At 45.3% G+C, this 13,706-nt stretch carries 14 protein-coding genes, 1 tRNA gene and 2 pseudogenes; 12 read left to right on the top strand and 5 right to left on the bottom strand.

Annotated elements, in window-relative coordinates:
• Positions 1–5 precede the first annotated feature (5 nt).
• On the bottom strand, positions 6–1,433 hold the full coding sequence (locus QH73_RS19570) for a sodium/proline symporter (protein ID WP_039714140.1): 1,428 nt from the start codon (positions 1,431–1,433) through the stop codon (positions 6–8).
• 85 nt (positions 1,434–1,518) lie between these two features.
• Here QH73_RS19570 and QH73_RS19565 point away from each other — a divergent pair, with 85 nt between their 5' ends.
• The 3 genes from QH73_RS19565 (at position 1,519) to QH73_RS19555 (ending at position 3,319) form a co-directional block, all read left to right on the top strand.
• Positions 1,519–1,659 carry a hypothetical protein gene (locus QH73_RS19565; protein ID WP_165587741.1) on the top strand — a complete coding sequence of 47 codons (141 nt, stop codon included), beginning with the start codon at positions 1,519–1,521 and terminating at the stop codon, positions 1,657–1,659.
• 284 nt (positions 1,660–1,943) lie between these two features.
• Positions 1,944–2,924: a glutathione S-transferase family protein gene (locus tag QH73_RS19560; protein WP_039714141.1), complete on the top strand. Its 981-nt coding sequence runs from the start codon at positions 1,944–1,946 to the stop codon at positions 2,922–2,924.
• 221 nt (positions 2,925–3,145) lie between these two features.
• Complete coding sequence (locus QH73_RS19555; protein WP_236147099.1) at positions 3,146–3,319, top strand: hypothetical protein; 174 nt, start codon at positions 3,146–3,148, stop codon at positions 3,317–3,319.
• A 46-nt stretch (positions 3,320–3,365) separates the two neighbouring features.
• On the opposite strand, the gene QH73_RS19550 is transcribed toward QH73_RS19555, so the two are convergent.
• Positions 3,366–4,547 (bottom strand): RtcB family protein, encoded by a 1,182-nt coding sequence (locus tag QH73_RS19550; protein WP_039714143.1) that lies wholly within the window; start codon positions 4,545–4,547, stop codon positions 3,366–3,368.
• Positions 4,548–4,572: 25 nt separating this feature from the next.
• Between QH73_RS19550 and QH73_RS28910 the strand changes: the two genes are divergently transcribed.
• Positions 4,573–4,698, top strand: coding sequence for a hypothetical protein (locus QH73_RS28910; protein ID WP_286194135.1), 126 nt, complete (start codon positions 4,573–4,575; stop codon positions 4,696–4,698).
• 242 nt (positions 4,699–4,940) lie between these two features.
• Here QH73_RS28910 and QH73_RS19545 read toward each other — a convergent pair whose 3' ends face one another.
• Both QH73_RS19545 and QH73_RS19540 read right to left on the bottom strand, forming a co-directional pair.
• Positions 4,941–6,176 carry an MFS transporter gene (locus QH73_RS19545; protein WP_052289843.1) on the bottom strand — a complete coding sequence of 412 codons (1,236 nt, stop codon included), beginning with the start codon at positions 6,174–6,176 and terminating at the stop codon, positions 4,941–4,943.
• 108 nt (positions 6,177–6,284) lie between these two features.
• Positions 6,285–6,950, bottom strand: a complete 666-nt coding sequence (locus tag QH73_RS19540; RefSeq protein ID WP_039714144.1) for an HAD family hydrolase — start codon at positions 6,948–6,950, stop codon at positions 6,285–6,287.
• Positions 6,951–7,040: 90 nt separating this feature from the next.
• Here QH73_RS19540 and QH73_RS19535 point away from each other — a divergent pair, with 90 nt between their 5' ends.
• From QH73_RS19535 to QH73_RS19505, 8 genes and pseudogenes are all read left to right on the top strand, one after another.
• On the top strand, positions 7,041–8,243 hold the full coding sequence (locus QH73_RS19535; protein ID WP_039714145.1) for an ROK family transcriptional regulator: 1,203 nt from the start codon (positions 7,041–7,043) through the stop codon (positions 8,241–8,243).
• Between the two features lie 150 nt (positions 8,244–8,393).
• On the top strand, positions 8,394–9,272 hold the full coding sequence (locus tag QH73_RS19530; RefSeq protein ID WP_039714146.1) for a class I SAM-dependent methyltransferase: 879 nt from the start codon (positions 8,394–8,396) through the stop codon (positions 9,270–9,272).
• Between the two features lie 14 nt (positions 9,273–9,286).
• Positions 9,287–10,015 (top strand): HAD family hydrolase, encoded by a 729-nt coding sequence (locus QH73_RS19525; protein WP_039714147.1) that lies wholly within the window; start codon positions 9,287–9,289, stop codon positions 10,013–10,015.
• A gap of 71 nt (positions 10,016–10,086) precedes the next feature.
• Positions 10,087–10,159: transfer RNA gene (locus QH73_RS19520), tRNA-Ala, on the top strand.
• An 82-nt stretch (positions 10,160–10,241) separates the two neighbouring features.
• Positions 10,242–10,751 carry an Arm DNA-binding domain-containing protein gene (locus QH73_RS19515; protein ID WP_039714148.1) on the top strand — a complete coding sequence of 170 codons (510 nt, stop codon included), beginning with the start codon at positions 10,242–10,244 and terminating at the stop codon, positions 10,749–10,751.
• 366 nt (positions 10,752–11,117) lie between these two features.
• Positions 11,118–11,522 (top strand): annotated as a pseudogene (locus QH73_RS29340) (recombinase family protein).
• Positions 11,434–11,751 (top strand): helix-turn-helix domain-containing protein, encoded by a 318-nt coding sequence (locus tag QH73_RS27890; protein ID WP_236147098.1) that lies wholly within the window; start codon positions 11,434–11,436, stop codon positions 11,749–11,751. The pseudogene QH73_RS29340 and the gene QH73_RS27890 overlap by 89 nt, the downstream one beginning before the upstream one ends.
• A 20-nt stretch (positions 11,752–11,771) precedes the next feature.
• Positions 11,772–13,131, top strand: a pseudogene (locus QH73_RS19505) (transposase family protein); the annotation flags it as partial.
• A 79-nt stretch (positions 13,132–13,210) separates the two neighbouring features.
• On the opposite strand, the gene tnpA reads toward QH73_RS19505, so the two are convergent.
• Positions 13,211–13,654 (bottom strand): IS200/IS605 family transposase, encoded by a 444-nt coding sequence (tnpA, locus tag QH73_RS19500; protein WP_039711384.1) that lies wholly within the window; start codon positions 13,652–13,654, stop codon positions 13,211–13,213.
• Positions 13,655–13,706 lie beyond the last annotated feature (52 nt).

Here is a 13,706-nt window from a genome sequence, read left to right as displayed (position 1 = left end):
TCTCATCATCTATGCTGGTTAAATCTAGACTTAGAAGCCAGCAATCGCGCTATGACATAGACTAAGCTACCTGCAATCATTCCTGGTAGGACTTCGTAAACTACAGAAGATAACTTAAATACCAGGTTCCAACTAATAGCGGTGACAATTCCGACAGCCATCATTGATAGTGCTACAGGCGTACTGACGGGCAATTGCCCAACTCGCAATAGTAACAGTGGACCTAAACCCGAAGCTAAAGCCGACCAAGAAAATGTAATTAAGAGAAACACGTTATCATCGCCTACTAAAGCAATACTCAAAACGATCGCAGTGACAGTTAAAGTGCCTAACTTGACAATTCGATAGGAATTAGCAAATTGAGGCGCGATGTCTTGAGTCAACGCCGCCGAACAGCACAGAATTTGAGAATCGGCAGTAGACATAGTAGCAGCAAAAACTCCGGCTAGCATCAGTCCGACAAAGCCAGCAGGTAGCAATTCTTCTGCTAAATACGGCAATGCTAACTCAGGATCGCCACCTGATATCAAGTCGGGTAACAACACCCGTGCTGCTAAGCCGATGGTAATGGAAGAAAAAGATGTGGTTAAACTAGCCAGGGTTTTGATATTCAGCGCCCTATTGACATTATCGGGCGAGTCAATTGCCATCGCTCGGACTAAAATATGCGGTTGACCGACTACACCAAATCCAGCCACAATCCAACCAATAAAAAAGGGCAAAAAGCCCAATGGTAGATTAGATGGACTCAAATTAATTAGTTTTGCATCAATTGCGCCCAATCTTGTCCAAAGTTGCCCAAATCCACCACAGTCTGTAATTGCTACGGATAGTAGTAGCAGCAACGAACCAATCATAATTATCCCTTGGACTGCATCCGTCCAAATCTCCGCACGCACGCCGCCAGAAAAACAGTAGATAACAACTATTACTGCTCCGAGAATAATTCCTAGACGATAATCCCAGCCGAAGACGACATTCAGTGCTTTGCTACCTGCTACGAGTTGCGATGCTGCATACGCACCGAGAAAAGCCACAATAATTATGCCTGAGACAATCGAGATCCAACGAGCGCCGGAAGTGTTTTGCGCTAAGAAATCAGAAACAGTATCCGATGCTGTTTCTTCAGATCTTTTTCTTAAACGTTTGAAAAATAACAACCAAGCGAGATAGTCTCCAATTGCCCAACCAATAACTAACCAAATCGCAGAAATTCCAGCTGTGTAGGCAAAGCCAACTTGACCGAGAAATAACAAACCACTCTGACCCGTTGACATGGCAGAAAGTGCCGTCAGCCAAGGACTTACCCCGCGACTAGCGAGGATGTAGTCAGCAGTTGTATTTTTCTTATGAGTTGACGAGTAGATGCCAACGCCAATAATCAGAGCTAGAAAAACAATGAAAGTAGCTGCAATAAATATGCGATCGCTCATAGATTTATCAGTTATCAGTTATCAGTTATCAGTTATCAGTTATCAGTTATCAGTTATCAGTTATCAGTTATCGTAGGGGCGGATTTTGATAGCACATTTACTTGCTGAGGCGGTTAATCTATTTACTAAACCCGCCCGTACAGTAGTCAGCGATCGGCGATCGGTGGTTGCTGATGCAGATAAATTTACTTTTTGTTACATCTTAGGACATCCTGCTTCTGAGTGAAAGTGAAAATCAACACCTGATTTGGTTAGAAGGTGAATGGCGATCGCAATTTGAACATTTAGGTGGACATTGCCCACCATACACTTAAATTTCAACTTTGCTTCATTTCAATCTCAATGTTTATACCATAAGATAGATGCATTTTCATGCCTTGATAGTTACTGAAAAATAAAAATAGACTTTTGACTTTTGCCTTTTGATTTTTGACTTTGCTTTATTGGTTTAGCATGTATGAAGAGCGAACTTAGAAACTCACAAATACAAATTTGCAAGAGGTGCGATCGATGGGTTTAGGTATTCTAGCTGACGGTAAATGGATTTCCGAACGGGAACAAGAAGATAACCAAGGGAAATTTATCCGCCCTTCTACTACCTTTCGCAATAAAATTACTGCTGATGGTTCGAGTGGTTTTAAAGCAGAAGCAGGACGCTATCACTTATATATTTCTTGGGCTTGTCCCTGGGCGCATCGAACAGCAATTATGCGTCGTCTGAAGGGACTAGAAGATGCAATTGGCTTATCAGTAGTAGCAGCAGAGATTGACCAAAATAGTTGGGAGTTTAATAGCGAACCTGGAGCAATTCCCGATACTGTTAACGGGACGCAATATCTTTGGCAACTTTATCTAAAAGCCGAACCAAATTATAGTGGACGGGTGACAGTTCCCGTGTTGTGGGATAAGCAAACTCAGTCAATCGTGAATAATGAATCGCGCGAAATTATTCGCATGTTTGATACTGAGTTTAACGAAATTGCTAATAATAATGTCAATTTCTACCCCAAAGATTTACAGGCACAAATAGACAAAACTATCGATGAGATTTATCAACCAATTAATAATGGTGTCTATCGAGCCGGATTTGCCACTCAACAAGTAGCTTATGAAGAGGCTGTAACGGAGTTATTTGAGGCTTTAGACCGTTGGGAAAATGTTTTAGCTAAGCAGCGTTATTTATGTGGCGATATCATCACCGAAGCCGATTGGTGTATGTTTACAACCTTACTACGATTCGATGCTGTTTATTACGTCCATTTCAAATGCAACTTACGCCGAATTGTAGATTATCCTAACTTGTGGAACTACTTGAAAGACTTGTATCAACAACCAGGAGTCAAAGAAACGTGCAACCTGGATCATATTAAAAGACATTACTATCGAAGTCATCCCAAGGTTAATCCTACTCGCATCGTACCAAAAGGACCGATAGTTGATTTTGAGGCTCCCCACAATCGTCATGAAATAGGTGTTGCAGTTTCAGTTTAAACTGAGCTTAGAAGTCGTGGGAGGCAGTTTGCCTTCTGCGATCGCACTTTTTAACTAAACTTTTTAACTAATTTTAGGTCGCTGTCGAAACATAAATATTAAGAAATTTAGTATTTCGTGAATTAGCTCTTTCCGGTTTGGTAGTTTAAATAATGGAGTAATTTTAAATTTTCAATCTTTTTGTTAAAAATGTTATGTTATCTGCCTTAAAGTTATTTGGTATGGCTTTAGAGGCATTCCTTTTATCACTGACCCTTTCCGAAGCTTGGAATTTAATTGCAACTCAAAACGAGCTTGCCATACAGGGAGGTATTTTTCTTTTAGTGTTAACTATAATTACAGCGATCGCCAGTACATTTATATGGTTTCCTAGTTTGAATAAATTGTTTAAATAATATAAATTCAATGAAATACAGTCAGGTGGGCATTGCCCACCCTACATTATCCTTTGACGCAAACAACTTGCTTCAAGGTTGCTACAATTTCCACGAGATCTGACTGATTATTCATCACCTCATCTATCGGCTTATATGCCCCTGGAATTTCATCTAAGACTCCCGTATCTTTGCGACATTCTACACCCTTAGTTTGCTCGATCAAATCGTCAAGCGTATAGACATTTTTTGCCTTATTCCGAGACATCAAACGCCCCGCACCGTGACTGCAAGAACAGTAACTTTCAGCATGACCTTTACCTCTAACAATGAATGATTTCGCACCCATTGAACCAGGGATAATCCCATAATCTTCAGTCCGCGCCCTTACCGCACCCTTACGAGTCACGTAAACATCTTCGCCAAAATGCACTTCCTTTTCGGCATAGTTGTGATGGCAATTCACCTCTAACAGAGGCTTGAATGGCTTACCACCAGCTATATGTTTTTCCACGACTCGCTTGAAGCGTGCCATCATTACGTCACGATTGACACGGGCATAGTTTTGCGCCCACTGCAAGTCTCGCCAATATGCAGCAAACTCTGGCGTACCGGAAATAAAGTAAGCTAAGTCAGGATCGGGCAAGCGATCGCCTGCTAATTTTGCTAATTCTTTAGCAGTATTAATATGGCACTGTGCCAACTTGTTGCCGATATTTCGAGAACCAGAATGCAACATCAACCAAACTCGATCTTCAGTATCGAGACAAACTTCTAAGAAGTGGTTGCCACCGCCAAGAGAACCCATTTGTTTCATGGCTTTTCCTTGCAAGTCTTGCACCCCGCGATGTAGATCTTTAAAATCATTCCACCGTTGCCAGTTTGTGACAGATTTTTCTACATCTTGATTTTCGTTAAAACCAACCGGAATTGATGCTTCAATATCTAAGCGAATTTTTTTCAACTTACCTTCTAATTGTTCGGCATGATATGGAGTTTGAATTGCAGCCATGCCACAACCAATATCTACCCCCACAGCCGCAGGCAAAATTGCATCTTTAGTTGCTACAACCGAGCCAACTAAAGCACCTTTACCCAAGTGGACATCGGGCATCAATGCGACATGTTTAAATACAAATGGTAGAGATGCCACATTTTTCGCCATCTGGGTTTCTTCATGTCCTAAAGCATGATTTGCCCAAGAAAGTACGGGCGCTGGTGTATTAATTTCTAGTTTTTCGTATGGCATATTTTTAGTTAAAAATTAAGGAAAAATGACTGATGTATCAGCTAGGGCGCACGGCTGCCCCTACAGAAACATGACCCAGGGCGCACGGCTGCCCCTACAGAAACATGACCCAGGGCGCACGGCTGCCCCTACAGAATACTTGGGTTTTTGATTCCCAGATCTGCTATTTCTACAGGGGAGAATACTAACTTAGCTTATGCAAGTTCGCCGTACATATTACAACGTACTACAAAAAATACAATAAGACAATCCTGACGAATATGGCGATCGTGGCGGGTTTGTTAAATCACCTCGTCAAACCTCTGCTGTGCGAATATGGCGGTTAGGGCGGGTTTGTGAAACCGCTTCGTTTCTGACATCAATCTTGGGTGAAACCCGCCCCTACATCGATCGCTATTCGCTGCTCCCTGCTCCCTGCTCCCTGCTCCCTGTTCCTACTAACCATCGATGTACAATTACCATCACTAAGGCTAAAGGTATCATCAACACAGGAATAATTTCCAAACTAGTACGAGAGGCGATCCAGCCGACTGCACTTGGCAAACTGGCTGCACCCAAACTAGCGACACTCGACACGAAACCGATCGCAGCTGGGACTAATGCAGGAGATATCCTCTGTGGTAATAAGGCAATTGTTGCCGGATAAATTGCCGCAAAGCCAAAACCAATCAGCGGTAAGCTCAAAGATAGGTTTGGTACTAGCCACCAAACTAGTAAACCAAGACTCAAAACCACTAGAGAGATATCCAAAGTGCGGACTGCACCGAGTCGCCGCATGAAATATCCCAAACTCAAACGCCCAATTGTCAGCCCCAGCCAGTAAGCACTGATACTATATCCAGCAACTATTGGCGAGATACCACGACTGAGATTTTGCACGGCATAAGCCCAGTTACCTACACAAACCTCTGCACCCACGTAAACCATCAACAGCAAACCCGTCAGTAGGACAGCAGGTGTCCGTAAAGCGACACGCAGATTAGCCCTAGCACTCGTTCCAGAAGCTTTGATTTTCTGCGTCATCGGTCGATAGTTTTGGACGATCGCCCAACCAACCGCCACCACCAACAGCCCCACTACTCCCGCAAATACTAAATAGATCGATCGCCAATTTAACCCAAAAGCTAAAAGAGAAGTTGCGATCGTGGGACCCAACAGCGCCCCAACTCCATAAAAAGCGTGCAACATCCCAACTAAATGATTAGTCCGTTGGTTATCCACAATAAAAGTATTAATTCCAGCATCAATTAGGGCAATTCCCAACCCCAAAAGCACACCAGCCGCCACCATCACCGACCAAAATGGATTCAACGCATATATGATCAGCGCCCCCATCAGCAACATTGCCGCTACCAACAGCATCCGCGCCAATCCCAAACGGCTGCTAATCAGACTACTAGAGAACGCTGCCACAACATAACCACCCGTCTGACTGATAAACAGCAGCGTCACAGTTGCCGGATTTAAATTGTATGCCTCCAGAATCGAAGGCAACAAAACCCCCAATCCCGCCTCTGCCACCGCGATCGCCACAAAAGCATAAAACGCGATCGCCACCCCAAACCAAACCGCCCCATTTCCAAAATGCGATCGCTTCACACCTTCCCGTAATCCTTGCTTCTCACCCATAACTCCCCTGAATTTATTTGGCTTGGATACGGGCGGGTTTTAACCAAAGACTCACTGTTGGAGTTGTCGATCTATTTGCTAAACCCGCCCCTACAACTTCTGACTTCCTCACGCTGCTAACAACACCCTTAACCCAACCCGATCGCCATCCATCACCTGTTGCTCGATCGCCATCCCCACCAAAGCAGGTACGATCGCATCCGCCTCAATTAAATCTGCTGGCTGATAAGTCGTCGCTACCGCCACCACACTCATTCCTGCTGCCCGTGCCGCTTTAATTCCAGCTACAGCATCCTCAACCACCAGACAGCGTTCTGGCGCGACACCCAACCTTGCTGCTGCTTTGAGATATCCTTCAGGATCGGGCTTGCCACGGCTAATATCATCTGCCGTAATCATGACTTTGGGAACAGATAAACCAACATGACGCAGGCGGTTAGTTGCGATCGCCTGCGTTCCTGAGGTGACAATTGCCCATTGCCGATCTGGTAAAGAATCAAGTAAATTTGCGACTCCTTCCACTTCCACCACACCAGCTAAATCCTCCGCCTCCCGTTGCAGAAACGCCCTACCTTCTGCCTCTGCTATCAAGTGCGGCGCAACTTCGCGAATTGTCTCTGTCGCCGGACGACCGTGAGAGATTTTCAAAATTGCCTCTGCATCCAAACCGTGCTGCTGCGCCCATCTACGCCAATGTCCTTCTACAGCCACGTTTGAATTGACCAATACACCATCAAGGTCAAATAGGACTGCCTCACAGTCGAAGCTTTTCATGTTGTTTTCCTCCTGTACAGACGTTACATGTAACGTCTCTATAATGCTAATTTGTTTGTTAGAAAAACAAACTTACTGAAGGTTAGAAAAATGACCGCAGATCGACATTCAGCATCGATCGCCACCAATACAACACTGTTAAAACAAATCAACTATGCCCGCATTTTGGAACTACTCAGATGCCGTGCGCCAATGACTCGGGCTGAGATTGCCCGTTCCACAGGACTGACGCGATCGACTGTGACTGTAATTACAGCCGAATTGATCTCGCAGGGCTTAATTCGAGAAAGCGGTGAAATTATCGCGCCTACTGGAGGGGGAAGACCAGGAGTTGGATTGAGTTTGAATCCCGACGGGGCATTTTTTATCGGTGCGGCGATCGAGTACGAACAGCTAACGGTAGTGCAGTTGAATTTAGCTGCCCAAGTTGTCAACCGTATTCAAGCACCACTCATAGGTAGTCGAGAACCAGAAGTTGTCCTCAGCCAACTCGTACAATTAATTGGGCAAGTGCAGCAGTCCGAGCCGACCAAACAAGAGCGATCGCGCGGAATTGGGCTAGCCATCCAAGCAACCATAAACTTAGCAGGTGTGGTCATCTACTCGCCGTTTTTGCAGTGGGTAGGTGTCGATCTACGCCGCTATCTTCAACCTCACATTCAATTGCCTTTATTTGTAGATAACGACGCGAACGCCGCCGCTTTAGCAGAGGTGTATCTAGGTAGTGCCATGCACTGTCATAGTTTGCTCTATCTATTAATTAATAAAGGAATTGGGGCGGGAATCGTGTTAAACAATCGCATCTTTCGCGGCGCTTACGGCACTGCGGGGGAAGTCGGGGCAATCTTACCAATGCCAACTGGCTGCGGCGATTTAGGTACATTTGTTGGTAGAGAGGCATTGCTGCAAAACTATCGCCAGCGGGGAGGACAAGCAGGAGAACTGAGCGACTTAGTTGCAGATTTCCACCAAGACGAACCCCTCGCCCGTGCAATTGTCTCTGAATGGGCGCAGGTATTGGGCTGGGGATTAATTAACTTAGCAAATATTCTCAATCCCGAACGAATCGCGATCGGCGGACCGCTAACTGTATTGGTTCCTCACGTCAAAGAGCAATTGGATTCGATGTTGCGAAACTACGTCCCTGGTAATGGTGGTGGTGGGTTTTTCAGCGATCCGAAAGCCCGTTTTGACGTATCAGTCTTTGGCGAAGATGCGGCAGCAATTGGCGGGGCTGTACTTGCCTATCAGTCACTCTTTCAAGTTCCCGATTTAGTTTTGTTAGCTGGATAAATAAGTCAAAAGCGAGTGGCTGGCGACTAGTGACTAGAAATAAGAATCTAGCCACCAGCCACTAACCACTAGCCACTGACAACTGAAACAATGTATTAAAATTTGTAAATAGAAATAGCGATCGCAGTTATCCCCAAGCAAGGCAGACTTATGGCAGCGCGTCAAGATACAATTTGGGAAAAGTTCTTAGCGCCCGTTGCGCGCCTCTTCATTGATGAAGAGGAGTTAAGGCGATACGCCCGTAGTATAGATTGGGAGAAAGAAAGCGATCGCTTTCGCCGTCGGGAGGTAGAAATTCCTGCATACTACAGCAGTCAAAATTTTCACGGCATTAAGGGCGGATATCTCAATTCTGGTGCAGCTGTTTCTTACGATCCGATTACTCAATATGTTTTACCACCGAATGAAACTACAGTCCGTCAAGGATTGTTAGAACGCATCCGCGTCCAGCCGACGAGAATTATAGATTTAGGCTGCGGTACTGGTTCCACGACGCTGATGTTAAAACAGGCTTTTCCCCAAGCAGAAGTCATTGGCTTAGATTTATCTCCCTATATGTTAGTCAGAGCAGAAGACAAAGCCAAAACTGCTGGATTAGCGATTCAATGGCTGCATGGTAATGCTGAAGACACAAAACTGCCCGCTGCAAGTTTCGATCTGGTGACGATATCCTTGTTATTTCACGAAACACCAGCACAGGTAACTCAAGCAATCTTGCAAGAAAGCTTTCGGTTGCTAAAAGCAGGCGGCGAGGCGATCGTTTTGGACGGCAATCAGCAGACTTTACGCCATCTCGATTGGTTGAATAATGTGTTTGAGGAACCATATATTCGAGAATTTGCGCAAGGCAATTTAGATGCCTGGATGGTTAAAGCAGGCTTTGCAGCAGTGCAGACTGATGATGTGTGGTTAGTCAATCAAGTCACTCGCGGAATTAAGCCTTTAACGCAGGAGTCGAGAGTTAGGAGACAGGAGACAGAAGAAGATATGGTAATAACAGAAGAATGGATTCCGGCTCCTGGGTATTAAGGTAATAACATCATATGGCGTTAAAGGCAGTTTTATTTGATTTTAATGGCGTTATTATTAATGACGAACCAATTCATAAACAACTGATCGAACAGTTATTAATTGAAGAAAATTTACGTCCAATTCCTGGCGAATTTGAGGAAGTTTGTCTAGGGAGAAGCGATCGCGTTTGTTTAGCTGAATTGCTCAAACGTCGAGGTCGATTTGTGAGTGAGACATATTTACTCCAATTAATGCAGCGCAAGGCGCAAGCATACCAGCAAGAATTAGAAAAAATCATCAACTTACCTACTTATTCAGGGTTAGAAGATTTGATTTTTCAAACCCGCAGCCACCAATTAAAGTTAGCTGTAGTTAGTGGTGCAATGCGATCGGAAATTGAATTAGTTTTGCAGCGTTTGAATTTGACACAATACTTTTCTGTATTAGTTGGTGGCGATGATATTACTACTAGTAAACCAGAACCAGATGGCTACTTGTTGGCAGTAGAACGCCTTAACCAACTCTATCCTGAATTAGGATTACAGCCTGGGGAGTGTATTGCGATCGAAGATACTCCAGCAGGAGTCCAAGCAGCGAAGACAGCAAAAATTCCGGTTGTTGGAGTTGCAAATACCTATCCATTTCACATGATGCAACGTCAAGCAAACTGGGCTGTAGATTACCTCAACCAGTTAGATTTGGAATGGGTGCAACAAGTACTTTCCAAAGCAGACTCACAAGCCACCGTCGCTGAATGTTAAAATACCAAGTGGCATATAGAAATTTGAGACTAGCAGTCCAAAATCTTAAAGCTAAACTGCCAAATTAGTACGGGGAATTAGCTCAGTTGGTAGAGCGCTGCGATCGCACCGCAGAGGTCAGGGGTTCGAGTCTCCTATTCTCCATCGGCGGAAACCCTTTCTAGGAGGTGCTATCGTACCTCCATTTTTGTGTTTGCGATGCGATACGCCTAGTTTGAGTATCGCAATGAGTATCAAGAAGAAAGCCTCAAAAGGCACTGTTTCAGTTGAAAGTTTTCGGGGTAGGTTAAGGCTGAGATTTAGAATCGACGGCATTCAAAAGACGCTGGCAGTTAACCTAGACGACTCCAAAGAAAATCGCATTAGAGCTTCACTAGTAGCCCGTCAAATTGAATTAGACCTACTGGGTGGTACGTTTGACCACACGCTAGAGAAGTACCGTCCTAGCCCCCAAAAACCACCGCTAATTCAAAACATTACTGTAGCTACTTTATTCGAGCAATTTATCGATAGCAAGGTAGAGGATGTAGCAGCTAGTACGTTGAGCAAGTACAAGTCTACTCTGGGACACATCAAAGGACACGCCATAGGTAACAAGTTAGTACCTACTATTGGTGTCGATGCTGCTAGAGAGTTTGCAGCATTCCTGAAGCCCAAGCTGTCAGAGCGCGTGTACAAGGAGAGATTGGGTTTGCTAGCTGCCTGCGTGTTGGAGTTGGACGAAGCAACCGGATAACCCTTGGAAAGTCATTCAGGGTAGGGTTAGATGTAGCGAACTGCAAACATCGAGAGATAAAACTGCAAACAAGGCAATTTTGAAACCACATTCACTGCAAATAAAGGGGGTTTCAAAACCACAATATTTGCAAATGAAACCACAATCGCGCTCATACAAACCACAATCACTGCAAATCAAACCACATTCACTGCAAATAGGCTGTAACCCAATTAGAGTCAAAGTTGCAGTATTTATAGCGGCAAAAGTGTCCAAGAAATACGAACTTTTTAACCAGACATATATGTACGCTTTTTGTGGTTTAATTTGAACTAATACCGTTTGATTAAACCCCCAAAGCTGTTAAACCCAACAGCCCATGTGGCTATGGTGATTTATGCTTATTTGAGAGTTTCTAGCGACAAACAAGACCTGCACAATCAACGACATGGCATTTTAGAGTATGCCAACATACATGCTTTGAGTCCTATCCAGTTCATAGAAGATACCGTTTCTGGACGGGAAAAATGGGAGTCGCGGGGTGTGGGACTACTACTGACTCAAACAGCGCAAGCCTAAGATGTAGTCATCTTCTCAGAAGTCAGTCGGATGGCACGCTCCACCCTACAAGTATTAGAAATGCTAGAGTGCTGCGTGCGTCGGGGAATCAACGTCCATATTGCCAAACAAGGAATGGTATTGGATGACTCAATTGCCTTGCCGAATTACAGCAACGGTTTTGGGCTTGGCAGCAGAAATCGAGCGGGAATTGATTGTCCTGAAAACCACTGAAGCACTAGCCAAGCGTAAAGCTGAGGGGAAAGCGTTAGGGCGACCCAAAGGACGGCAATCTGCACATTTGAAACTAGACATAAGGGAAGCAGAAATTCGCAGCTATTTAGCCAAAGGGATCAGCAAACGCTCAATTGCCAAACTCGTCGATTGCTCTCTTTCCACTCTCTACGACTGGTTGTCACGCAAACATCTCCACCCACGCCACGAGAAAGCCGTGGGAAGGTGAAGCGGATGCCAAAGAAACAAATACCAATTGATGCCATCGTAGACTTGCGCCGTCGCCTCGACCAACTACCACCACGCAGCTCATCTCGTCGAGCGTTAGTCCAGGAAATAGCACAACTGTACGGAATTTCTGAAGATACTGTGTATCGGGCGCTACGAGAGCCTAATTGTGTCCGGTCAGTGCGCCGCGTCGATTATGATGTCCCGCGTATTATCCCCAAAGCCAGACTAGAACGCTACTGTGAAATCATTGCGGCAATTAAAATCCGGACCTCCAACCGCAAAGGTCGCCATTTATCTACCGTACAAGCAATCCGGCTATTGGAAGAAGATGGGATTGACACTCCCGACGGTCACGTTACGGTTCCAGTCGGTTTACTCAAAGCAACCACCGTCAACCGTTACCTCAAAAAGTGGGGCTATGACTACGATACTCTCCTGCGGCAACCACCTGCCGTTCGCTTCCAAGCAGAGTATAGCAACTCTTGCTGGCATTTTGACCTCAGCCCCAGCGATCTCAAGCACGTCAAAGCACCTGCTTGGATAGAGCCAGGACGCGGACATCCCCTATTGATGCTTTATAGTGTCGTGGATGACCGTAGTGGTGTTGCATATCAGGAATACCACGGTGTTTATGGCGAAGATGTCGAAGCAGCATTGCGGTTTATGTTTGCCGCCATGTCGCCGAAGTCGAGTCCAGACTTCCCCTTTCAAGGTATTCCTCAGATGCTGTATATGGATAACGGACCGATTGCCCGTAGCCTGGTGTTTCACTCATGTAATGGAATACTTGGGCGTGGAGGTACGCACCCACCTGCCGAATGGGAAAGACGGACGAAGAGTGACGGCTCGCGCCAAAGGCAAAGTAGAGCGCCCGTTTCGCACTGTCAAGGAAATGCACAAAACTCTTTACCACCTGCACGCGCCGGAGACAGAAGCCGAAGCGAATGCTTGGTTGATGCGGTTTTTGCTGCACTACAATAGTCAACCGCATCGCAGCGAACCCCATTCCCGCAGTGAGGACTGGATGGCTAACCTACCAAAAGTAGGAATCCGGCAAATGTGTAGCTGGGAGCGGTTTTGTACATTTGCACGTTCGCCCGAACGTCGCAAGGTTGGCATTGATGCTCGCGTTACGGTTGAAGGGGTGGCTTATGAAGTCGAGCCGGATTTGGCAGGTGAAACTGTAGTTCTTTGGTGGGGATTGTTCGATAACGAACTATACGTAGAATATCTTGAACGCCGCTATGGTCCTTTTCTTCCGGTAGATGGTCCAATTCCCTTACATCGCTACCGTAGTTTCAAGAAAACACGGACGCAGAAACGAGCTGACCGAATTGAATCTTTGGCTAAACAGCTATCTTTACCACGCAATGCTATTGGTAAGGTAAATCTAGCTGGCGAACAACAAAGTCTCATTGAAATGAACTACCCCGCCGCAAGCGGACGGGGTATCAGAATCAAAAGAGAGATAATTGCTCATCTCGATGCAATTTGAGATAGTCATTCCCCTGTTTTTTCACATACCTGGCAATCATCCCTTCATCACCATGTTTTCCAACTGTACTCGCAAAATACCCATCACTCCAAAACTCGCCGCCCCACAGCTGTTGTTTCACTTGCGGACAGCGTTTAAATACTTCTCTGGCTGTGAGACTTTTGAGCATTGTTACCAGCTTGGTCACACTATAAGTTGGCACTGACTGTACTAAGAAATGCACATGGTCTTTGTCCACACCAATTTCGACAAACTTGATTTCATAGCGTTTCTCAATCTCTAAACACACCTCCCTCAAAACTGCATCTACCTGTTCGTCGAACACAGCTCGTCTATACTTTGCGGGAAACACCAAATGGTAAAGCAACACCGTAACGTTATGACTTTTATGAATATATTCGCTCATTCCTCACATTTTACGCCGCAGAGCGGCGGGGAATTTGACCCGCAGAGATTAA

The organism is Scytonema millei VB511283 (assembly GCF_000817735.3).
Taxonomy (GTDB): Bacteria; Cyanobacteriota; Cyanobacteriia; order Cyanobacteriales; family Chroococcidiopsidaceae; genus Chroococcidiopsis; species Chroococcidiopsis millei_B.
Note: the sequence above shows the minus strand (reverse complement) of the source record. Positions and strands in the feature narration are given on the sequence as shown.

What these genes read in the sequence shown, in the direction of transcription:
- QH73_RS19545 (WP_052289843.1), bottom strand. Translation starts at nt 6,176, where the DNA reads ATGGGTGAGAAGCAAGGATTACGGGAAGGTGTGAAGCGATCGCATTTT.
- QH73_RS19550 (WP_039714143.1), bottom strand. Translation starts at nt 4,547, where the DNA reads ATGCCATACGAAAAACTAGAAATTAATACACCAGCGCCCGTACTTTCT.
- tnpA (WP_039711384.1), bottom strand. Translation starts at nt 13,654, where the DNA reads ATGAGCGAATATATTCATAAAAGTCATAACGTTACGGTGTTGCTTTAC.
- QH73_RS28910 (WP_286194135.1), top strand. Translation starts at nt 4,573, where the DNA reads ATGACTGATGTATCAGCTAGGGCGCACGGCTGCCCCTACAGAAACATG.
- QH73_RS19535 (WP_039714145.1), top strand. Translation starts at nt 7,041, where the DNA reads ATGACCGCAGATCGACATTCAGCATCGATCGCCACCAATACAACACTG.
- QH73_RS19570 (WP_039714140.1), bottom strand. Translation starts at nt 1,433, where the DNA reads ATGAGCGATCGCATATTTATTGCAGCTACTTTCATTGTTTTTCTAGCT.
- QH73_RS19525 (WP_039714147.1), top strand. Translation starts at nt 9,287, where the DNA reads ATGGCGTTAAAGGCAGTTTTATTTGATTTTAATGGCGTTATTATTAAT.
- QH73_RS19515 (WP_039714148.1), top strand. Translation starts at nt 10,242, where the DNA reads ATGAGTATCAAGAAGAAAGCCTCAAAAGGCACTGTTTCAGTTGAAAGT.
- QH73_RS27890 (WP_236147098.1), top strand. Translation starts at nt 11,434, where the DNA reads ATGACTCAATTGCCTTGCCGAATTACAGCAACGGTTTTGGGCTTGGCA.
- QH73_RS19530 (WP_039714146.1), top strand. Translation starts at nt 8,394, where the DNA reads ATGGCAGCGCGTCAAGATACAATTTGGGAAAAGTTCTTAGCGCCCGTT.
- QH73_RS19540 (WP_039714144.1), bottom strand. Translation starts at nt 6,950, where the DNA reads ATGAAAAGCTTCGACTGTGAGGCAGTCCTATTTGACCTTGATGGTGTA.
- QH73_RS19560 (WP_039714141.1), top strand. Translation starts at nt 1,944, where the DNA reads ATGGGTTTAGGTATTCTAGCTGACGGTAAATGGATTTCCGAACGGGAA.
- QH73_RS19555 (WP_236147099.1), top strand. Translation starts at nt 3,146, where the DNA reads ATGGCTTTAGAGGCATTCCTTTTATCACTGACCCTTTCCGAAGCTTGG.